The organism is Streptomyces sp. CA-210063, from assembly GCF_024612015.1.
In the GTDB taxonomy this organism is placed as follows: Bacteria; Actinomycetota; Actinomycetes; order Streptomycetales; family Streptomycetaceae; genus Streptomyces.
Window position 1 is genome coordinate 5808503 of record NZ_CP102512.1, and the last position, 19322, is coordinate 5827824.

Genomic DNA, 19322 nt, shown 5'->3' on the forward strand with positions numbered 1-19322 from the left:
GCCTGGCGACGGCGCCGTGACGCACGCACATACGACCTGACGCACGCACATACGACCTGACTCGCGCACAGAATGAAGAGGGGAACTGGAAATGAACCTGCGACGGAACATCTCGCGTCGAAGGATGATCGAAGGGGCATCGGCCGCGGCGCTTGTCACGGCGGCGGCGGCCACGGTGCCGGCCGCCATGGCCAGTCCGGAGGCGGCAGCGTCCGGTCCGGGGCTGCCGAAGGGCAACTGGCGTATCGACACCCACGCGCACTATTCCCCCGACGTGTACAACGACTACCTGAAGCGCTACGGCCTCCTCGGCGCCATCACCGGGGCGTACGGTCCGTGGTCGGTCGACCGGCACCTGGCCTTCATGGACCAGTACCGGATCCAGGCCAGCGTCCTGTCGTTCGGCGACCTCCAGGTCACCGTCGGCCCGGTCGACGACCGGCGCGCCACCGCCCGCGCGGTCAACGACTGGGCCCGCGACCTCGTGCAGACCCGTGGTGACCGGTTCGGGATCTTCGCGGTCACCCCGATGCCCGACATCGAGGGCTCGGTGGCCGAGGTGGACCGCGCGCTCGGCGAACTGGATCTCGACGGCATCTGTCTGCTCACCAACTACAAGGGCACCTACCTGGGGGATCCTTCGTTCGCGCCTCTGTACGAGATCCTCAATGACCGCGGTGCCTACGTCTACGTCCACCCGACGGGCCCGGAGAACAACCCGGCTCCCAAGCTCTGCTTCGGCCCCGACATCCCGGCCGGGAACAACGTCTTCGAGTACACCTTCGACGCGACCCGTGCGATGACGAGCCTGATCTACAACGGTGTCCTGCGGGACTACCCGAACATCCGCTGGCACTTCACGCACTGCGGCGGGGCACTGCCGTTCCTGGCCTACCGGCTCGCGACACGGCACTCGGCCTTCCCGCCGTTCAACGAGGTGCTGCCGGAAGGCCCCCTCACGTACCTCTCGCGGATGTACTTCGACGACGCGCAGGCGTTCACCGCCGCGCAGTTGCAGCCGCTGTCGTCGCTGGTGCCCGACAACCACATCATGTTCGGCAGCGACTGGCCGGCGACCCGGCACCTCTACGCGGCCGACAACGTCGAGACGATGCCCTTCCTCAAGGGCAGCCTGCCGCTTCCCAAGGCAGGCGACCCCGAACCGACCGTCGACGAGATCTACAACCGGCGCCAGCGGATCGCTCTCGAGCGGACCAACGCCCTCGAGCAGTTCCCGAAGCTGCGGGCGCGTATACGCCGCGCCGGCTCGCGCTGAGCCGCGACCGAACGCCCAGCCCGCCGCCCGCTGCCCCGCCGACGGGGCGCGGGCGGCGCTCTGTGCAAAGGCCGGCGCCGGCCGACAGGGAGGCCGTCGACGGAAATCGGCGTCGGCGTCGGCGCCGGGCGAACGCGGCCCGCAGGATGGGGGAGCCGGTTCACGCAGGTGCGCTTCGCACGTGGCGGGTCGTCTCTCCTGCCGCGCGGAGCTGCGGGGCCTGGTCACCATGGAGGCCGTGGCCGCGGGCAAGCGAGTCGTCGCGGCCGATGGCGCTGCCGCACCTGGTCCGCCTCGGCCGCGACGGCTACTTCTTCCCGTCCGGTGACGTGCGCGCCGTCGACACCCGCCTCATGGAGTTGCTCGACGATCCGGCGGCCAGGCGGCCAGGCGGCCAAGCGGCCCGGCGCCGGACGGGCGAGGCCGGCCGGGAGATCGTCGTCGACCACGACAGCGACCGTACGCTGGCCGCATTCGAAGCCCTGTACCTCCGCGGCGCCGGTCACCCCGCGGCCATGACGGCCCTCCCCCTTCCCCCCACCTCGGCGATGGAAAGCGAGCACGATGAGTACGCAGCGCGTTCTGGTCGTCGATGACGAACCCAAGATCCGCATGACCGTGCGCGGCTACCTGGAGTCGGACGGGTTCCACGTCATCGAAGCCGCGGACGGACCGTCCGCCCTCCAGGCGGTCACCCGTGACCGGCCGGACCTGGTGGTGCTTGATGTGATGCTCCCGGGGCTGGACGGGTTCCAGGTCCTGCGCCGCATCCGGGAGGCGAGCCAGATCCCGGTGATCCTTCTCACCGCCCGGGACGAGGAGGTCGACCGGCTGATCGGTTTCACCACCGGCGGCGACGACTACGTCACCAAGCCGTTCAGCCCCCGCGAACTGGCTCTGCGCGTGCGCGCGATCCTGCGGCGCGCCGACAACCGGCCTGAGGCGGCCCACGAGGACGGGGTGCTGCGCTTCGACGGCTTGAGTGTCGATCCCGATACGCGAACCGTCCTCGTCGACGCCGACCGGACGGTGGAACTGTCCGCCCTCGACTTCGACCTGCTGCTTGCGATGGCCCGGGTCCCCGGGCGGGTCTTCACCCGGCGCGGCCTGCTGGCCCAGGTGTGGGGCGAGGACTTCTTCGGCGACGAGCGCGTCGTGGACGTGCACATCCGTACCCTGCGGCGCGCACTGGGCGACGACGCGAGCGCACCCCGGTTCGTGGGCACCGTCCGCACCATCGGCTACCGGTTCATCGGACGCCCCGCCTAGAGGGGACACCCACCCATGCCGCCCTCCCGCTTCCCGGCCTACCACGGGTGCCGTGCGCGGCTGCGCCGACTCCAGGAGCGTTTGTCGCTCCGCAACCGGCTGGTGCTCTCGCACGTCACGGTGCTCCTCCTGGCACTGCTGGCCATGGCGGCAATCAGCGCGCTGATCGAGGTGTGGCTCGGGCTTGACGATGTCGAGGCCGACGTGGTCCTGCAGGTCGGCCTTCTGTTCGGAGTGGCCGCGGCCTTCCCGGCGTCCGTCGCCCTGTCCCGGTTTCTGCTGCGTCCGCTCGACAGGGTGCGCGCCGCCACACACCGGCTCGCCGAGGGACACTACGACGACAACCTCGAACTCCCCAGCGAGCCGGGCCTGGCAGCGCTGGTCGAAGACGTCAACACGCTGGCGGCAGCCCTCGCCGACACCGAACGCCGCCGCGCCCGGCTGATCTCCGAGGTCGCCCACGAGATGCGCACCCCCATCACCCTCCTACGCGCCCAGATCGAGGGCATGGCCGACGGGATCTTCATCCCCGATGAGGCGATGTTCGCCTCCCTCACCGACGACCTTCACCGGTTGCAGCGCCTGGCGGGCGACCTCTCCAGCCTGTCCCGGTCGGAGGAGGGCGCCTTCGCTCTCCACCGCGAGCCCACCGACCTGGCCATGGTGGCGCGAACCACCGTCGAGCGACTGCGCCCTCAGTACGACGACCAGATGGTGACCCTCGTCGTGGACGCGGACAACCCCGTCGTCGCCTTCTGCGACCCGGACCGGATCACCCAGGTCCTGGTGAACCTGCTCGGCAACGCACTGGCCGCATCCGATCCGCACGGGCACGTGGCACTGTCCGTGCACACCGAACCGTCGCCCGGCCACCACGTGATCGTCCGCGTCATGGACGACGGCATCGGCATCGCCGCACACGACCTCGAGCGCATCTTCCACCGCTTCGAACGCCTTGAGCATCCCGGCCGCCCCGCTGCCGCCGGCGGCAGCGGCATCGGCCTGGCCATCGCCCGGGGCATCGCCCGAGCCCACGGCGGAGACATCACCGCGGAATCCGCTGGGCTGGGCAAGGGAGCAACGTTCACCTTGCGCCTACCGCAGGAACCCGCCCCAGGAGGCGGCAACCCTCCGGTCTCCCGCTGACTCCGTCGGCCCATCGGCCCCGGAGGATCTGAGAGAACAGACTCGCCGTCCGCTACGAGAGGGCACGGCTGCCGAGGTCGGCTTGCGATGCGGGGCGTAGCCGAGGGCCGCTCGGCGAGCAGTGGGACGTGCGGAGCGAAGACGAGGCGGCGCGCAAACTACCTCGGCTGAGCGCGATGTTTCCCCTGCCGCCGCTGGCCCGGTAGGGGCGACAGCGCGAGGAGTCAGGTCAGCGTTTCGGCAAGGGTGTCGACAGACAGGCGATGCCATTCGTGGCCGCAACCGTCGGAGCAGAAGCGCTCCCGTCGACGTCCGTCGGCTACGGCCAGCACCGCGATCAGCAGCCGGAACGACTTGAGGCGCTCGTCGTGGGGAGTGAGGCCGGCGATCTTCCCGAGTTGCTGGTCGATCCGCCCTCGTGTGATCAGAACTGCCGGTGTGTGCGTGGCGCGAAGTCCGGAACGTCGGATACTTTCCGGGCCGTCCTCGGCGGTGGCGCGGGCCTGAACGCAGAAATGTGACAGGAGGCGCAGGGTGTTGGACTGCTCTTCAGCGGAGAGGCTCTCGAACCACTCGATGCCCTGTGGCATCGGCCGAAGCTCCTGGGCGAGCTCGTTGAGAACGATGTACGGATCAGCCATCGCACGCCCCCGTTGTCCTCGGATCGCCGTTGTCCATGGTGCCGCGATGTGGAAAGCCCCGAACCCGCCCTCACCGCTTCGGATCTGCACGTGGTGATGTGCTGTGCGATGTGCACCTTTACCTGTACGCCGTGCTGAGCTGCACTGTTGATGGGGAGTCGAACCCCCGCGTTGCTCTTCACGCACCAGGAGTGGACCGGAACCGCCGACCCTCGGTGTGTGCACGCCTCCGAAGCTGCTACCTGCTCCACATCGTCCCCGCCTGCTGGACTACTCAGTCCAGCAGATCCACCTCCCAGTTCGTACGCTGGATCCGCACATCGACCTCGCGGATCTCCCGCGCGAGAACATCCGCCTGACCGCGCAGTTCCGCGACCGGAAGCGCGGACAGCATCATCAGCTCGGACCGGAGTTGCCGGCCGTATCCCCGCTCGCCGCTACCCGCCGCCGCGTCCGCCGCCGCGGTGACCACAGAGTGACGCAACCGCAGGACATCCCGGCGTGCGAGGGCATCGGTGAGCGTGCCGTCGGGACCCATCTCCACGGTGGCATTGGTCCGGTTGATCCGCCGGATCAACGTTTCCAGAGCGCTCAGCACCTCACCGGCCTCAGCCAACAACTGGGCGGCATCCTCGGCGGGCGCCTCCCCCTCCTGATACCGCGCACTGCTGACGACGCGCGCTCGCAACTGTTCTACCCGGCGCGTCGCCTCCGCACGTTCCGCCAGTGCCTCAGCAAGCTTCACTGTCTCCACCTCCCCCTCCCTGAGTTCGCACGAGTATACGAGTGTGAACCAGCTCATACGCACCTGGATTTTGATCCACAGGAGGCCCTGACCACTCTGTTCGGGAGCAAGAACGGCCTGGTGGTCGCCCTCGTCGCCGATTACCTGCGGCCGTACTACGAAGAGATCGAGCAGGCGGTTCCAGCTGAGCTGGATCTACTCGAAGCGGTCGACGCCTTCCCCCTGGCTGGCTGGAGCGGGCGTTCTGCGGCGGATTGGGCGGCGCTGACAGGTTGAGGTGGACCGACGGGGGCCATGTGGATGTCACTGAGCGCGAGCTGACCGATCCCTGGGAGGGCGTGCTGGTAGCTCCCGTCCGCGGTAGTGACATCGGTGTCCTGGTCCTGGCGGGATCAAGCGGGCGTGTCGAACGAGAAAGAGCACGCATCCTTGCCAAGCAGGGCATGACGGCCATGTCGATCTGCTGGTTCGGTGGACCGGGGCAGTCCCCGGGGATCTGCGAGATCCCACTGGAAACCTTCACCGCCGCCGTCGACCTCCTCCGGTTGAACGGGGCACGACGTATCGGCATCGTGGGCACTTCCAAGGGGGCTGAGGCAGCTCTGCTCACGGCAGTGCACGATCCACGCGTGGACGTCGTCATCGCGATGTCGCCCACCTCTCGGGTCTGGTGCAACGTTGGTCCAGGCCGCGACGGAGCACGACACCCTTATCGATCGTCTTGGACATGGCGAGAGCGGGCGCTGCCCTTCGTCCCGTTGGACGATTCCTGGACTTCTGCAGGGCCGGACGGCGGGCCGGTCGCCATCCGCGGGTGGTACGAACTGAGCGAGCGGACGTTTGCTGATCTGCTCCCTTCAGCGGAGATCCCCGTGGACAACGCGCGGGCCGATCTGCTGCTTGTCGCAGGCGGCGACGATGCGATGTGGCCGTCTCTGCCCTTCGCCGAACAACTGGCGCAACGCCGACGCTCAGTCGGGGCCACGGTGCGTCTGATCGCCCGCCACGATGCGGGCCACCGGCCACGTTTTCCCGGCGAGAGCCCGGCGTCGACATCCCCACGCTTCCAGTACGGAGGCACGCCCGAAGCTGACGCGCTCTTGGGGACAGCCGCCTGGCCCCACGTCCTTGACGCGCTCCAGAGCAGGGGCTGACCTGCTCTGCAGAGACAGGGCATCGTCTAGCAGTTCCCCGAGCCCCATGCCCCCCGTGGCGTAGCGCACTTTTGCAAGCGGGTGCTTGCAAAAGTTAGCAAGGGTGGGGCATGGTGGAGGCATGGCATCGCTCAACGTCGGCAATCTCGGTGAGTACCTGCGTGAACAGCGGCGAAACGCGCAGCTGTCGCTCAGGCAGCTCGCCGACGCCGCCGGGGTGTCCAATCCGTATCTGAGCCAGATCGAGCGCGGGCTGCGCAAGCCGAGCGCGGAGGTGTTGCAGCAGGTCGCCAAGGCGCTGCGGATCTCCGCCGAGACGCTGTATGTGCGGGCCGGCATCCTCGACGCCGAGCGGGATCGGGACGAGATCGAGACGCGCGCCGTCATACTCGCCGATCCCACGCTGAACGAGCGGCAGAAGCAGGTGCTGCTCCAGATCTACGAGTCCTTCCGCAAGGAGAACGGATTCGAGGTCGACCTCGGTGCCGGCATGGCGACGGACGCGGACGAACCCTCGGACCCCGGCCCCCGTACGGCCGACGGCGGCGACGCCGGTCCGCAGCAGACGGCGAGTTGACGAGCTCGACGACTTCGACGACCTCGATGACTTGGACGACTCGAACGACTCGAACGACTCGGACGACTCGACGAAGGCGTCGAACGCGGACCGGAACAACAGAAAAAACCCTCAGCTGAACCAACCGGGAGGACCCTCACCATGGCCATCACCGACGACATCCGCAAGGCCGTCACCGACCCGACGCCCCTCTACTTCGCCGCCGGCACCGCCGACCTCGCCCTCCAGCAGGCGAAGAAGGTCCCCGGCATCGTCGAGCAGCTGCGCGCCGAGGCCCCGGCCCGGATCGACGCCGTACGCCAGACCGACCCGAAGGCCGTGCAGGAGAAGGCGACCGCCCGCGTCAAGGAGACTCAGGAGAACCTCCAGACCAAGGTCACCGAAATCCTCGGCACCTTCGACACCGACCTGAAGAAGATCGGTGAGACCGCCCAGGACTTCGCGCTGCGCAGCGTCGGCGTCGCCGCCGAGTACGCCGTGAAGGCCCGGGAGGCGTACGAGAAGGTCGCCGAGCACGGTGAGCAGGCCGTGAAGACCTGGCGTGGCGAGGCCGCGGAGGAGATCGAGGAGCTCGCGATCGCCGTGGAGCCGAAGTCCGAGCCGGTCGAGGTCAAGGACGAGCCGGCGGCCGCGAAGCCCGCCGAGGCCCAGGCCGCGCCCGCCCCCGCCGCCAAGAAGACCCCGGCGAAGAAGGCCCCGGCCCGGAAGGCGACGACCTCGAACAAGACCACCCCGCCCGCCAAGTAAGCGGCAGGGCACCCTGCCGAGTGGGCGACGGAGCCGGCGATGGGGCCGGCGACAGATTGAGCGGTATCCCCGCAGTACGTCGCGGTACGGAGACGGGCCGGGCACCTTTGGGGTGGCCGGCCCGTTCTACGGGTACGGTGGCCGCGTGGGAGTGCCGTCGGTAGCGGCGGCAGGTTGATCGGCGAATCAGTCGAATCATCCGAATCAGCCGAATCGGTCGGCAGTCGGAAGAGCGAATGGAACGGGTGGTGTGGGCGGCATGCTGATGACGGGCTTCGCGGGGTTCCTGGGACTTCTGAAGATCGTCCTGATGGCTCTCGCCGCGTTCGGGCTGTTCGACGCCGCGTTCCGGCGTGAGGACGCGTTCCGTGCGGCCGACAAGCAGACCAAGGTGTTCTGGCTGATCATCCTTGGGATCGCCCTCGTCGTGAGCTATCTGTTCCATCTCCTGTCGTTCTTGCCGATCATCGGCGCCATCGCGAGCATCGTGTACATCGTGGATGTGCGGCCCGCGGTCAAGCAGGTGTCCGGCGGGGGCGGCGGACGCCGCGGCGGCTCCAGCAGCGACGGTCCGTACGGCCCGTACAACGGCGGCCGGTGACCCGAGCCGTACGAAGCGGCGGCCGGTGACCCGAGCCGTACGAAAGGGCCGCAGTCGGTCAGCCGTCGCGGTCCAGCAGTAGTACCGCCACGTCGTCGGTCAGTTCGCCGCCGTTGAGGTCGCGGACCTCGTTCACCGCGGCGCGCAGCAGTTCCTCGCCGCGCAGGCCTTCGGCCAGCTGGCGGCGGACCATCTCCACCATGCCGTCCTGGCCCAGCCGCTCCTTGCCCTCGCCGATCCGTCCCTCTATCAGGCCGTCGGTGTAGAGCATCAGACTCCACGCGGCGCCCAGCTCGATCTGGGTGCGCGGCCAGCGGGCGTTCGGGAGCAGACCGAGGGCGGGGCCGCCGTTGTCGTACGGCAGCAGCTCGGCCGGCGGGGTCGCTCCGCCCCGGCTGTGGCGGGCGATCAACGGGGACGGGTGGCCGGCGAGGCAGAGGCCCGCGCGGCGGCCGTCGGGGGCGATGTCGACCGTGCAGAGCGTCGCGAAGATCTCGTCGTTCTCGCGCTCGTGCTCCAGGACGCGCTGCAGCGTGGACAGCAGCTCGTCGCCGCACAGCCCCGCGAACGTCAGCGCGCGCCAGGCGATCCGCAGCTCCACGCCGAGTGCCGCCTCGTCGGGGCCGTGCCCGCAGACGTCGCCGATCATGACGTGCACGGTGCCGTCGGGGGTGCGGACGGTGTCGTAGAAGTCGCCGCCGAGCAGCGCGCGGGAACGGCCCGGGCGGTAGCGGGCGGCGAACCGCAGCGACGAGCCCTCAAGGAGGGGCGTCGGCAGCAGGCCGCGCTCCAGGCGGGCGTTCTCCTGGGCGCGCAGCTTGGACTCGGTGAGCCGGCGCTCGGCCGTGTCCGACCGCTTTCGCTCCACGGCGTAGCGGATCGCACGGCTGAGGAGGCGGCCGTCCAGTTCGTCCCGGAAGAGGTAGTCCTGTGCGCCGACCCGTACCGCTTCCGCGCCGCGTTCGGCGTCGCCGGAGTCGGTGAGGGCGAGTACGGCGTGGCGGGGGGCCAGTTCCAGGACGTGTTTGAGGACGGAGAGTTCGTCGTCGGGGCGGCCGGCCCCGTCGGCGTCCGTGCCGGGGGTGGGGTTGGTGCCCGTACCCGTGCCCGTGCCCGTGGCTGCGTGCGTGCCTGTGTTTGCGCCGGGGCCGGAGCCAGGGCCGGGGCCCGGGCCTGAGTCGGTGGGGCGGGTCGGGGCCGGAAGGGCCAGGTCCAGGAGGATGCAGTTGACGTCGTCGGTCAGCAGCCGCTGGGCCTCGGTGAGGTTGCGGGCGGCGCGGACGCGGATCGGCTTGCCCGCGGAGTCGAGCAGCTCGGGCACGTTGAGGGAACCCGCCGGGTCGTCCTCGATGAGGAGGACCGTGAGGTTGGTGGGGCCGGTCTGCCCGGTCGGACCGATGGGGCCCGTCGGGCCCGCGGCGCCGGGCGGGTTTGTGGAGTTGTCTGCAGGGGTCAGGGCCGAGGCGTTCAGGGCCGCCCCCTCTCCGGACGGGCCGCTGGGTGCGGACACGGCGTGCGCCTGACCACTCTCCACGGCCGGGATCGCTCTCTGCCGCGGTACGGGTACGGGCATCGTCTTGGGTTCCTTCCCTCCCCCCGAGGGCACGGTGGGGCGAGGGACCTCGACCCACCGACGGGGACCTTAGCGCCAGGCGCCGCCGCAACGGAATGGTTGGCGGCACGCCGGGCGGCAATCGGCCAGCGTCATATGCCGCATCCTGTACCGCACTTGGACATGGCAGGGCTTTCTCCTGGGATGACGAATGTCACGCGGCCGAGGTTGAGCCGGAGGGGGAAGGTGGTGAGAGTCACGTGCGATGGGTCACTGCGGCGCCGCTGCCGCGGAAGGGCTCGGGGCGCGGAAGAACTCGGGCAATGGGGTTCGTGGGCGGGTGCGGGTGCGGGTGCGGGTGCGAGTGCGTTGTGGTTGCTCGCGCAGTTTCCCGCGCCCCTGAAAGACACGGCCCTGCGGGCCGAAAAGCCTGGGGCGCAGCCCCTGCTTTTCAGGGGCGCGGGGAACTGCGCGACCGGCCACAACACACCCGCACCCGCCAAACCACAGTCGCCCCCAACCCGCTAGGCGCCCCCACCCCAAGCGGAGCGCCTACGCATCCGGCCGTACAACTCCCAGGATCTCCATCGTCCCCGCCCCCGCGATCGTCACCGTACGACCCGGTCGAGGGGCGTGGATGATGGAGCCGTCGCCTATGTACATGGCGACATGGCTGGCGTCGGAGTTGTAGATGATGAGGTCGCCGGGGCGCATGTCCTGGATGTCGATGTGCCGGAGCTGCTTCCACTGCTCCTGGGAGGTGCGGGGGATGGTCAGGCCGGCGGCGGCCCAGGCCTGGCTGGTGAGGCCGGAGCAGTCGTAGGTCTTGGGGCCCTCGGCGCCCCATTCGTACGGTTTGCCTATCTGGTCCGTCGCGAACTTCACGGCCTTCTTGCCCTGCTCGGACGCCTTGCCGTTGATCTCGTCGAGGATGCCGGAGTCCAACCACGCTGCCTGTGACTGCTGCGCGGCGTCCTCCTCCAGCTGTGCCAGCCGCTCCAGCTCGTCGTCCTCCAGCTGCGCTTCCAGTTCCTCGGCGGCGGCGATCTGCTTCTTGATCTTCTTCTTGGCCTTGTCCTTGGCCTTGCGGTTGGCTTCCAGCTTCTCCCAGCGCGCGGAGGCGTCCTTGGAGTACTGCTCCAAGTCCTGCTGGGTCTGAGTCATTTCGGCGAGCAGGCCCTTGGTCGCGAGCTGCCCCTGGCGCAGGCGGTCGGCGCCCTCCAGGAAGTCCTGGGGGTTCTCACTCAGCCACAGCTGCACCTCGGGCGGGAGGCCGCCGCCGCGGTACTGGGCGCGGGCCGCGGCACCGATGAGGTCCTGCAACTTGTCCAGCTTCTCCTGGCCCTTGACCATCTCGTGGGCCAGATCGACGATCTCGGCGGACTGCTTGTCGGCCTTCTCCTCGGCGGCGTTGTACGCGTCCGTGGCGACCGCGGCGTCGTGGTAGAGGCTCTCCAGCTTTTCGCGGACGGCCTCCAACTCCTCGTTCGTCACGGGAGTCGAGGCGGGTGTCGAGGCCGTATCCGGACTACCTGAATCACCCGAAGTATCGGAACTGTCCGAAGTCCCCGAAGGGGAGGGGCTCGGGGTCGGCTCGGTCGGTTTCGTCTGGCTCGCGTACGCGGTGACCGGTGCGCCCAGCACGGTCATCGCGCAGACCACGGCCACGGCCGCCATGGTCAGGCTCCGCTTGCCGGCTCCCATACCCCTTGCCCCCAACCCCAACAGAACTGGTTAACCGTCAGTAACTTCCTGATGCCCGGGTGATCGTGTCATGGCGTCGCGCAATGCGACAGGGGTGGGCAAGGACTCACTTCTCCTCGCTCCCTCTTGTTTCCCCCTTGCTCTCACCTGCATGACATTGCCCTCGCCTGTGTGACGAACGACCCGCGGAGATCGTTCCCGTGCGTCACGAGAATGTTGCTCTGTGTCACCAAGGTGGCTCTGGGCGGGAGTTCAGCCCCGTGGCGCCAACGCCTCCCACGTCACCGTCACTTCGCCCTGCCGCCAGCGCGTCTCCCCGTCCCGCACCGGCCAGTCCGCGCTCAGGGCGCGGACCGTGCGGATCCAGCGCTGGCGGGCGCCGTACGAGGCGTACGGGGCCGCGGCGGCCCAGGCGCGGTCGAAGTCGCGGAGGAAGGCGTGCACCGGTTCGCCCGGGACGTTGCGGTGGATGAGGGCCTTCGGGAGGCGTTCGGCCAGGTCGGAGGGGCGGTCCAGGGAGCCGAGCCGGGTGGCGAAGGTGATCGTGCGGGGGCCCTCCGGGCCGAGGGCGACCCAGACGTGCCGACGCCCGATCTCGTCGCAGGTGCCCTCGACGAGCAGGCCGCCGGTGGAGTGGGGACCGCTGGAGGAGGAGGGGCTGTGGGGGGAGCGCGGGCCGCTGGAGGAGGGGCTGTGGGAGGAGCGCGGGCCGCCGCCGGTGGAGTGGGTGCCGTCGATGGAGTGGGTGCCGCCGGTGGAGTGGGTGCCGCCGGTGGAGTGGTGCGTGGCCGGTTCGAGGCGGGCGCACAGGCGGGCCCAGACGGCGGTGACCTCTTCCTCGTCGTACTGGCGCAGGACGTTCGCCGCCCGGATGAGGGTCGGGCGGCCCGGCACCGGCACCTCGAAGCCGCCGTGCCGGAAGGTCAGGCCCTCGCACTCGTACGGTTCCGCGGCCGCGACCCTCGCCGGGTCGATCTCGATGCCGACGACCTGGGTACGGGGCGCCGCCGCGCGGAGACGGCGTAGGAGCTCGACCGCGGTCCAGGGGGCGGCGCCGTAACCGAGGTCCACGGCGAGGGGGGTGGTCGCGCGGCGGAGTTCGGCGCCGTGGGTGGCGGCGATCCAGCGGTCCATGCGGCGGAGGCGGTTGGGGTTGGTGGTGCCGCGCGTCACGGTGCCGATGGGATGGGGGGCCATGGGTCGAGGGTATGTGGGCCGGGGGTTGCAGGGTGTCGCCAGTTCGGGTGGGCCCTTTTTCTGGAGCTTTGCCCCAGGCCCCAGGCCCCAGGCCCCAGACCCAGACCTAGACCCCAGACCCAGACCCCAGGCCCCGTGCCATTCGAGCTGCCTGGCCGTTGTCGTCGTCGTCCTGGCCGTGCGGGTTGTGTGGGGCTGATCGCGCAGTTCCCCGCGCCCCTGCAAGACGAAGGACAGCCCCGTCAAAAGACGAAGGGCAGCCCCACCCCCAAAGTGCTCGAACGGTTGAGCGAAGCTCGGTAATAATTCTGCAAAGAGGAAATGGAACGGGCTGCTCCGGCGTTCCCGCACACCAGAGGGCTCCGGATGCCCTCCGAACGGCATGCCCGGAGCGAGGAGGAACGCCACGTGAGCCAGTACGTCAGCAGGCTCGGGCGACGCTCCCCGGCCGCGGCGGCGCGGCTGAGGCTGCACCGGAAGCCGCGTCGGGTCGCGATGCTGTCGGTGCACACGTCGCCGCTGCACCAGCCCGGTACGGGCGACGCGGGCGGCATGAACGTATACATCGTGGAGCTGGCGCAGCGCCTGGCCGCGCAGGGCATCGAGGTGGAGATCTTCACCCGGGCCACGACCGGCGCCCTGCCCCCGACGGTCGAGTTGGCCCCCGGGGTGCTGGTCCGGCACGTCGACGCGGGCCCGTACGAGGGGCTGGCCAAGGAGGAGCTCCCGGCCCAGCTCTGCGCCTTCACGCACGGGGTGATGCAGGCGTGGGCCGGCCACCGCCCCGGCTACTACGACCTGGTCCACTCGCACTACTGGCTCTCCGGCCACGTCGGCTGGCTCGCCGCCGAGCGCTGGGGCGTCCCCCTGGTGCATGCCATGCACACGATGGCGAAGGTCAAGAACGCGGCGCTCGCCGTCGGCGACACGCCCGAGCCCGCCGCCCGCGTCATCGGCGAGACCCAGATCGTCCGCGCCGCCGACCGCCTCATCGCCAACACGGCCGAGGAGGCCCACGAACTCGTACGCCACTACGAGGCCGACCGGGCCAAGGTCGCCGTCGTCCACCCGGGCGTCAACCTCGACCGCTTCCGCCCGGCCGACGGCCGCGCCGCCGCCCGGAGCCGCCTCGGCCTGCCCCAGGACGCCCTGATCCCCCTCTTCGCCGGCCGTATCCAGCCGCTGAAGGCCCCCGACGTCCTGCTCCGGGCCGTCGCCGTGCTCCTCGACGAGCGCCCCGAGCTGCGGTCGAGGATGGTCGTGCCGGTGGTCGGCGGGCCGAGCGGCAGCGGGCTCGCCAAGCCGGAAGGCCTGCAGAAACTGGCCGCGCGGCTCGGCATCGCCGATGTCGTACGGTTCCGGCCGCCGGTCGGACAGGAGCAGCTCGCGGACTGGTTCCGGGCGGCGTCCGTGCTGGTCATGCCGTCGTACAGCGAGTCCTTCGGGCTCGTCGCCATCGAGGCGCAGGCGGCCGGTACGCCGGTGCTGGCGGCCTCGGTCGGCGGCCTCCCGGTCGCCGTGCGGGACGGGCAGACCGGTTTCCTGGTCCAGGGCCACGATCCCGTCGCGTACGCGCGCGTGCTGCGCGATTTCGCCGACACCCCCGACCTCACCGCCCGCATGGGCGCGGCCGCCGCCCGCCACGCCGAGTCCTTCGGCTGGGACAGGGCCGCCGCCGCCACCGCGGACGTGTACACGGGGGCCATGCAGGATCACCGCCGCCACCGGGTACGGGCCCACTACGGGTGAGGCACGGGCCCACTACGGGTGAGCCGTCGGTCATGGGTGGTGAGGGGCGACTGCCGGTGAGCGCCGACTACCGATGCGTGTCGACTGGCGATGAGTGCCGACAACCGGTGAGTGTCGACAACCGGTGAGTGCCGACAACCGATGAGTGTCGACAACCGATGAGTGTCGACAACCGGTGAGTGTCGACAACCGGTGAGTGTCGACAACCGGTGAGTCGTCGACCCGCTCGTACCGGCGGGTACGCTCGCCCCATGGCTGACGCAGTGTCGATCATCGAGCAGGTCCTCACCGAGGCCGAGCTGGCGTGGGAGAGCCCGGGACCCGGCACCTACGTCGTGAAACTCCCCGGCACCCGCAAACTCTCGACGACCGTCTCCCTCATCGTCGGCAAGCACTCCCTCTCCCTCAACGCCTTCGTCATCCGCCACCCCGACGAGAACGAGGCGGGCGTCCACCGCTGGCTCCTGGAACGCAACCTCAAGCTGTACGGCGTGAGTTACGCCGTCGACCGGCTGGGCGACATCTACGTCACGGCCCGGCTGCCGCTCTCCACCGTCACCCCCGACGGCATCGACGGCCTCCTCGGCCAGGTCCTGGAAGCGGCCGACGGCGCCTTCAACACCCTCCTCGAACTGGGCTTCGCCTCCGCGATCCGCAAGGAGTACGCGTGGCGGGTGTCCCGGGGGGAGTCGACGCGGAACCTGGACGCGTTCAGCCACCTCACGCGAGGGGCGGCCGACCAGCCCGATAGCGACCAGGGGTGACCCCCACCCACCGCCTGAAGTGCCGGGTCAGATGTGCCTGGTCGTAGAACCCGGCCGCCACCGCCGCCTCGCCCGGCCGCATCCCCTCCAGCAGCAGCCGCCTGGCCCGCTCCACCCGCCGTGACATCAGATACTGGTGCGGCGCGATCCCGAAGGCCGCCCCGAACGCCCGTACGAGATGCGCGGGGTGGGCATGCACCATCCCCGCGGCCTCCTCCAGGGTCACCCCGTCGGCGACGTGCTCGTCGAGAAGCTCACGCAGCCGATGGGCGACCGTACGACCGACGGGCCGTGGTTCCCGGGTGGCCCGAGGCCGTAGATGCCTCCGCAACCGCTCCCCGACCAGCGTCAGCCGGCTCTCAGCCTCCCACTCGTCCCCCGGCCGCGCGAGCGCCGCGTGCAACTGCCCCACGCGCAGCCGCAGTACGGGATCCCGCAGGTCAGGCCTGTCCACGGCCGCCCCGATGAGACTCTCGTCGAGCGCGCTCGAATCCGGAGCCAGGTACAACACCCGTTTGCGAAAGCCCTCCTCCGTCACCGGCGCCCCGTTGTGCGGCACATGCGGCGGCAACAACGAGACCGTGTCGTTCGGCGTCCCGTGCTCATGCCGGTCCAACTCGTACCGCACGGCGCCGTCGTCGACGATGAGCAGGGTCCAGGCGTCGTGGACGTGCATCGGGTACGCGTACTCGGTGTAGTGCGCGTGGAAGACCTCGACGATCCCGGGCACACGCGGCCGCCAGGCGGACACTTCACGCTGGGGGGACGGCTGAGGGGACGGCCGGCGGGACTGCTGACGGGACTGCTGAGGGGACTTCGGCCGCAGGGGGCGCATGCAAAGAACGTACAAGACGGGGTCGTACGCCATTCGGCAGTCTCATCTCATGAGCAGCGAGACCTCCCCGGATCAGCCCCCCATCCGCTTCGACACCAAGATCGCCGTCCTCCTCCGCGACGACCTGGAAACCTGGCAGCGCCTCAACGTCACGTCTTTCCTGGTGAGCGGCCTGGGATCGACGCTCCCCGAGGTGATCGGCGACCCGTACGAGGACGCCGACGGCACGCAGTATCTCCCGATGTTCCGCCAGCCGGTCGTGGTCTTCGAGGCCACGAAGGAGGTGCTGAAGGCCGCCCACGCGCGGGCCCTCTCCCGGGCCCTGCCGCGCGCCGTCTTCACCTCCGACCTCTTCAGCACGGGGAACGACCGGGACAACCGTGCGGCCGTACGGGCCGTGGGGACGGGGGAGTTGGACCTGGTGGGGCTGGCGGTCTACGGGCCGCGGAACGGCGTGGACAAGGTGGTGAAGGGGGCGCGGATGCATCCGTAAGGGGGGCGCGAACGCATCCGTGAGCGGGCGCGGACGCATCCGTGAGGATGCTCAGACCGAGCCGGTACGAGCCTGCGCCTCCACGGCCGCACCGACGACGGCCTCCACGACGGGCTCCACGACGGCCTCCATGGCGGGCTCCACGACGGCCTCCACGGCGGGCTCCCCGACGATCTCCACGACGGGCTCCCTGACGATCTCCCCGATGGGCTTCTCGGCCGTCGCGGCATCCGCCGCGGTCGCGGCGGCCGCGGCGGCCGCGGCCTCCCCCTCAGGCTCCGGCATCCGCCGCATCAGCGCCCAGTACCCCACCCCCGCCACGGTCCCGATCACCGCGCACAACCCCCACAGCCACTCCGCGCCCCACCGGTCGATGACGACGCCGGACATGAGCGGGGCGACGAGGGCGGCGACCGACCAGGACATGGTGTACATGCCCTGGTAGCGCCCGCGCCCCTGTACGGGCGAGAGCCGGACGACGACGCCGGTCTGGGTGGGCGCGTTGACGATCTCGGCGAGGGTCCAGACACAGACGGTGAGGGCGAAGACGCCGATCGACCCGGCGAAGGCGGTGAGACCGAAGCCGTACCCCGCGAGCACCGACGAGACGACGAGAAGCCGCCCGGGATCGCGATGCTCGATGAAACGGGTGACGGGGATCTGCAGCGCGACGATGAGGACACCGTTGACGGCGATGGCGAGGCCGTAGTCGGCAGGCGTGAAGCCGGCTTCCCCCATCGCGACCGGCAGTCCGACCGACCCCTGCTGGAAGATCAGCGCGACCAGGAAGGACAACCCGACGACGCCCATGAACCGCCCGTCGCGCGCCACGGTCCCGAGCCCTACCTCGTCATCGCCGGCCTTCTCCACCGCCGTACGCTCCGGTCGTGACTCCGGGAGCTTCAGGAAGACGACGATCGCGCAGGCCAGCGTCATCCCCGCCTCGATGAGGAACCCGGCGAGATAGCTGACCTCGGCGATGAACCCGGCGCCCATGGAGGAGATGGCGAAGCCGAGGTTGATGGCCCAGTAGTTGAGGGAGAACGCCCGTACGCGGTCCTCGGGCCGGACGATGTCCGCCATCATCGCCTGCACGGCGGGCCGGGAGGCGTTGCTGGTGGCGCCGACGAGGAAGGCGACGGCGGCGATCGCGACGGGATCCTGTACGAAGCCGAGCAGCGCGACCGACACGGCCGTCGAGGCCTGCGCGATCAGCAGAGTGGGCCGCCGCCCGAGCCGGTCAGCCATGACGCCGCCGCCGAGCGACGAAATGACCCCGCCGAGACCGTGCAGCGAGGCCACCAGCCCGGCGTACGAGGCGGAGTACCCGCGGTCCAGCGTCAGATACAGCGCCATGAAGGTGGCGACGAACGCGCCCAGCCGGTTGACGAGCGTGCTGGTCCACAGCCACCAGAACTCCCGGGGCAGCCCCGAGACGGACTCCCGGACGGCACGTCTGGCAGCGACGAGTGGCATGAAGGTCCCCCACGAACGTAAGCGGCTAAGGCGGCTAGCACACCTTACGAAGACCGTCTGGAACGGGGCCACCCAATTACCAACCCCGGTCAACTGTCGGCGGTGAACGGTGAGGGTGGGCCCCGTCTGTGCGCTTGTCCACCTGTCGGCCGGGCGTGTAGTGGATCCAGGCCGTCGATTACGCTCAGAGCCATGGCCGACGCACCGTACAAGCTGATCCTCCTCCGCCACGGCGAGAGCGAGTGGAACGAGAAGAACCTGTTCACCGGCTGGGTGGACGTCAATCTCACGCCGAAGGGAGAGAAGGAGGCGACGCGCGGCGGTGAGCTGCTGAAGGACGCCGGCCTGCTCCCGGACGTGCTCCACACCTCCCTCCAGAGGCGCGCCATCCGCACCGCGCAGCTGGCCCTCGATTCCGCCGACCGCCTCTGGATCCCGGTCCACCGCAGCTGGCGCCTGAACGAGCGCCACTACGGCGCCCTCCAGGGCAAGGACAAGGCGCAGACCCTCGCGGAGTTCGGCGAGGAGCAGTTCATGCTGTGGCGCCGCTCGTACGACACCCCGCCGCCCCCGCTCGCGGACGACTCCGAGTTCTCCCAGGCGGCCGACGCACGCTACGCGACCATCCCCCCGGAGCTCCGCCCCCGCACGGAGTGCCTCAAGGACGTCGTCACCCGCATGCTCCCCTACTGGTACGACGGCATCGTCCCCGACCTCCTGACCGGCCGCACGGTCCTCGTCGCCGCCCACGGCAACTCCCTCCGCGCCCTCGTCAAGCACCTCGACGGCATCTCCGACGCCGACATCGCGGGCCTGAACATCCCGACGGGCATCCCCCTGTCCTACGAACTCGACGCCGACTTCAAGCCGCTGAACCCGGGCGGCACCTACCTCGACCCGGACGCTGCCGCAGCGGCGATCGAGGCGGTCAAGAACCAGGGCAAGAAGAAGTAACCGGCACTGATGCCGATTCAGGGCTGAGCCCAGAGCTGATCAAGCCCCCGATCTGCGATTCTTCGTTGGTCGGGGGCTTTGTCGGACCTTGGTGAGCTGGGTCCGTGGGCGGTGTGGGAGGTTCCTATGCGGCGCCCCTGACGTCGGGGGCGATGAAGCGGCGGTGTAGTGGGCTGAAGGTGGTTTCGGGGGTGCCCGGGATGTCGGCTTTCTGGATCGCGGGGGCGAGGCGCTCGGTGAAGAAGGTCTCGAACGCCTGCTGGGATTCCCACACGTCGGTGACGTGGAGCCCCTGATCGTCGAACCAGGCCACGTGTACCTGGCCGCCGGGCGCCGGGATCTCCTCCCAGTCGACCGCGTCTCGCACTGTGTCGTACTGCTCCGGAGCCGCCCTTGCCCAGTGCATCGACATGACTACAGCCATGTGAAACCCCCCTATCCA

The 19322-nt window shown here is 69.9% G+C and carries 20 protein-coding genes and 1 pseudogene; 13 read left to right on the top strand and 8 right to left on the bottom strand.

Features of this window, described 5'->3' with window-relative positions; genetic code table 11:
• Window positions 1-124 precede the first annotated feature (124 nt).
• The 4 genes from JIX56_RS25355 (at window position 125) to JIX56_RS25370 (ending at window position 3691) form a co-directional block, all read left to right on the top strand.
• The gene (locus JIX56_RS25355) at window positions 125-1276 is read left to right on the top strand and encodes an amidohydrolase family protein (protein ID WP_257543859.1); all 1152 of its coding nucleotides are present in this window, start codon (window positions 125-127) and stop codon (window positions 1274-1276) included.
• A gap of 269 nt (window positions 1277-1545) precedes the next feature.
• A complete protein-coding gene (locus JIX56_RS25360; protein ID WP_257543861.1) occupies window positions 1546-1872 on the top strand; it encodes a glycosyltransferase in 327 nt (108 codons plus the stop codon).
• Window positions 1841-2545 carry a response regulator transcription factor gene (locus tag JIX56_RS25365; protein ID WP_257543863.1) on the top strand — a complete coding sequence of 235 codons (705 nt, stop codon included), beginning with the start codon at window positions 1841-1843 and terminating at the stop codon, window positions 2543-2545. Before JIX56_RS25360 ends, JIX56_RS25365 begins: the two co-directional genes overlap by 32 nt.
• A gap of 15 nt (window positions 2546-2560) precedes the next feature.
• Window positions 2561-3691, top strand: coding sequence for a sensor histidine kinase (locus JIX56_RS25370; protein WP_257543865.1), 1131 nt, complete (start codon window positions 2561-2563; stop codon window positions 3689-3691).
• A 224-nt stretch (window positions 3692-3915) separates the two neighbouring features.
• Here JIX56_RS25370 and JIX56_RS25375 read toward each other — a convergent pair whose 3' ends face one another.
• Both JIX56_RS25375 and JIX56_RS25380 read right to left on the bottom strand, forming a co-directional pair.
• Window positions 3916-4332 carry a DUF5958 family protein gene (locus JIX56_RS25375; RefSeq protein WP_257543867.1) on the bottom strand — a complete coding sequence of 139 codons (417 nt, stop codon included), beginning with the start codon at window positions 4330-4332 and terminating at the stop codon, window positions 3916-3918.
• Between the two features lie 274 nt (window positions 4333-4606).
• Window positions 4607-5077, bottom strand: a complete 471-nt coding sequence (locus JIX56_RS25380) for a DIP1984 family protein (protein WP_257551103.1) — start codon at window positions 5075-5077, stop codon at window positions 4607-4609.
• Window positions 5078-5161: 84 nt separating this feature from the next.
• On the opposite strand from JIX56_RS25380, the pseudogene JIX56_RS25385 reads away from it, so the two are divergent.
• The 5 genes and pseudogenes from JIX56_RS25385 to JIX56_RS25405 form a co-directional block, all read left to right on the top strand.
• Window positions 5162-5296 (top strand): annotated as a pseudogene (locus JIX56_RS25385) (TetR/AcrR family transcriptional regulator); the annotation flags it as partial.
• Between the two features lie 77 nt (window positions 5297-5373).
• Window positions 5374-6231 carry an acyl-CoA thioester hydrolase/BAAT C-terminal domain-containing protein gene (locus JIX56_RS25390; protein ID WP_257543869.1) on the top strand — a complete coding sequence of 286 codons (858 nt, stop codon included), beginning with the start codon at window positions 5374-5376 and terminating at the stop codon, window positions 6229-6231.
• A 121-nt stretch (window positions 6232-6352) separates the two neighbouring features.
• The gene (locus tag JIX56_RS25395; RefSeq protein WP_257543871.1) at window positions 6353-6808 is read left to right on the top strand and encodes a helix-turn-helix domain-containing protein; all 456 of its coding nucleotides are present in this window, start codon (window positions 6353-6355) and stop codon (window positions 6806-6808) included.
• 141 nt (window positions 6809-6949) lie between these two features.
• Window positions 6950-7555 (top strand): hypothetical protein, encoded by a 606-nt coding sequence (locus tag JIX56_RS25400; protein ID WP_257543872.1) that lies wholly within the window; start codon window positions 6950-6952, stop codon window positions 7553-7555.
• Window positions 7556-7814: 259 nt separating this feature from the next.
• On the top strand, window positions 7815-8156 hold the full coding sequence (locus JIX56_RS25405) for a DUF2516 family protein (protein ID WP_257551104.1): 342 nt from the start codon (window positions 7815-7817) through the stop codon (window positions 8154-8156).
• Window positions 8157-8214: 58 nt separating this feature from the next.
• Here JIX56_RS25405 and JIX56_RS25410 read toward each other — a convergent pair whose 3' ends face one another.
• The 3 genes from JIX56_RS25410 to JIX56_RS25420 all read right to left on the bottom strand — a co-directional run bounded on the left by JIX56_RS25410 (window position 8215) and on the right by JIX56_RS25420 (window position 12609).
• Window positions 8215-9729 (bottom strand): PP2C family protein-serine/threonine phosphatase, encoded by a 1515-nt coding sequence (locus tag JIX56_RS25410; RefSeq protein ID WP_257543874.1) that lies wholly within the window; start codon window positions 9727-9729, stop codon window positions 8215-8217.
• A gap of 531 nt (window positions 9730-10260) precedes the next feature.
• Window positions 10261-11412: a C40 family peptidase gene (locus tag JIX56_RS25415; protein ID WP_257543876.1), complete on the bottom strand. Its 1152-nt coding sequence runs from the start codon at window positions 11410-11412 to the stop codon at window positions 10261-10263.
• Window positions 11413-11664: 252 nt separating this feature from the next.
• A complete protein-coding gene (locus JIX56_RS25420; RefSeq protein ID WP_257543878.1) occupies window positions 11665-12609 on the bottom strand; it encodes a class I SAM-dependent methyltransferase in 945 nt (314 codons plus the stop codon).
• 408 nt (window positions 12610-13017) lie between these two features.
• On the opposite strand from JIX56_RS25420, the gene mshA reads away from it, so the two are divergent.
• Window positions 13018-14358: a D-inositol-3-phosphate glycosyltransferase gene (gene mshA, locus JIX56_RS25425; RefSeq protein ID WP_257543880.1), complete on the top strand. Its 1341-nt coding sequence runs from the start codon at window positions 13018-13020 to the stop codon at window positions 14356-14358.
• A 251-nt stretch (window positions 14359-14609) separates the two neighbouring features.
• Window positions 14610-15122: a YbjN domain-containing protein gene (locus JIX56_RS25430; protein WP_257543881.1), complete on the top strand. Its 513-nt coding sequence runs from the start codon at window positions 14610-14612 to the stop codon at window positions 15120-15122.
• On the opposite strand, the gene JIX56_RS25435 is transcribed toward JIX56_RS25430, so the two are convergent.
• Window positions 15079-15957: an AraC family transcriptional regulator gene (locus tag JIX56_RS25435; RefSeq protein ID WP_443031878.1), complete on the bottom strand. Its 879-nt coding sequence runs from the start codon at window positions 15955-15957 to the stop codon at window positions 15079-15081. The genes JIX56_RS25430 and JIX56_RS25435 overlap by 44 nt on opposite strands.
• A gap of 49 nt (window positions 15958-16006) precedes the next feature.
• On the opposite strand from JIX56_RS25435, the gene JIX56_RS25440 reads away from it, so the two are divergent.
• A complete protein-coding gene (locus JIX56_RS25440) occupies window positions 16007-16450 on the top strand; it encodes a DUF2000 domain-containing protein (protein ID WP_257543883.1) in 444 nt (147 codons plus the stop codon).
• A 51-nt stretch (window positions 16451-16501) separates the two neighbouring features.
• Here JIX56_RS25440 and JIX56_RS25445 read toward each other — a convergent pair whose 3' ends face one another.
• Window positions 16502-17926 carry an MDR family MFS transporter gene (locus JIX56_RS25445; RefSeq protein WP_257543885.1) on the bottom strand — a complete coding sequence of 475 codons (1425 nt, stop codon included), beginning with the start codon at window positions 17924-17926 and terminating at the stop codon, window positions 16502-16504.
• Between the two features lie 192 nt (window positions 17927-18118).
• Here JIX56_RS25445 and JIX56_RS25450 point away from each other — a divergent pair, with 192 nt between their 5' ends.
• Window positions 18119-18880, top strand: coding sequence for a phosphoglyceromutase (locus JIX56_RS25450; protein ID WP_257543887.1), 762 nt, complete (start codon window positions 18119-18121; stop codon window positions 18878-18880).
• 124 nt (window positions 18881-19004) lie between these two features.
• Here JIX56_RS25450 and JIX56_RS25455 read toward each other — a convergent pair whose 3' ends face one another.
• On the bottom strand, window positions 19005-19304 hold the full coding sequence (locus JIX56_RS25455; protein ID WP_257543889.1) for a hypothetical protein: 300 nt from the start codon (window positions 19302-19304) through the stop codon (window positions 19005-19007).
• Window positions 19305-19322 lie beyond the last annotated feature (18 nt).

Coding starts and splice junctions, on each gene's coding strand:
- JIX56_RS25420 (WP_257543878.1), bottom strand. CDS start 12,609: ATGGCCCCCCATCCCATCGGCACCGTGACGCGCGGCACCACCAACCCC.
- JIX56_RS25405 (WP_257551104.1), top strand. CDS start 7,815: ATGCTGATGACGGGCTTCGCGGGGTTCCTGGGACTTCTGAAGATCGTC.
- JIX56_RS25435 (WP_443031878.1), bottom strand. CDS start 15,957: ATGCGCCCCCTGCGGCCGAAGTCCCCTCAGCAGTCCCGTCAGCAGTCC.
- JIX56_RS25450 (WP_257543887.1), top strand. CDS start 18,119: ATGGCCGACGCACCGTACAAGCTGATCCTCCTCCGCCACGGCGAGAGC.
- JIX56_RS25410 (WP_257543874.1), bottom strand. CDS start 9,729: ATGCCCGTACCCGTACCGCGGCAGAGAGCGATCCCGGCCGTGGAGAGT.
- JIX56_RS25370 (WP_257543865.1), top strand. CDS start 2,561: ATGCCGCCCTCCCGCTTCCCGGCCTACCACGGGTGCCGTGCGCGGCTG.
- JIX56_RS25365 (WP_257543863.1), top strand. CDS start 1,841: ATGAGTACGCAGCGCGTTCTGGTCGTCGATGACGAACCCAAGATCCGC.
- JIX56_RS25355 (WP_257543859.1), top strand. CDS start 125: ATGATCGAAGGGGCATCGGCCGCGGCGCTTGTCACGGCGGCGGCGGCC.
- JIX56_RS25375 (WP_257543867.1), bottom strand. CDS start 4,332: ATGGCTGATCCGTACATCGTTCTCAACGAGCTCGCCCAGGAGCTTCGG.
- JIX56_RS25360 (WP_257543861.1), top strand. CDS start 1,546: ATGGCGCTGCCGCACCTGGTCCGCCTCGGCCGCGACGGCTACTTCTTC.
- JIX56_RS25415 (WP_257543876.1), bottom strand. CDS start 11,412: ATGGGAGCCGGCAAGCGGAGCCTGACCATGGCGGCCGTGGCCGTGGTC.
- JIX56_RS25395 (WP_257543871.1), top strand. CDS start 6,353: ATGGCATCGCTCAACGTCGGCAATCTCGGTGAGTACCTGCGTGAACAG.
- JIX56_RS25400 (WP_257543872.1), top strand. CDS start 6,950: ATGGCCATCACCGACGACATCCGCAAGGCCGTCACCGACCCGACGCCC.
- JIX56_RS25430 (WP_257543881.1), top strand. CDS start 14,610: ATGGCTGACGCAGTGTCGATCATCGAGCAGGTCCTCACCGAGGCCGAG.
- JIX56_RS25445 (WP_257543885.1), bottom strand. CDS start 17,926: ATGCCACTCGTCGCTGCCAGACGTGCCGTCCGGGAGTCCGTCTCGGGG.
- JIX56_RS25440 (WP_257543883.1), top strand. CDS start 16,007: ATGAGCAGCGAGACCTCCCCGGATCAGCCCCCCATCCGCTTCGACACC.
- JIX56_RS25455 (WP_257543889.1), bottom strand. CDS start 19,304: ATGGCTGTAGTCATGTCGATGCACTGGGCAAGGGCGGCTCCGGAGCAG.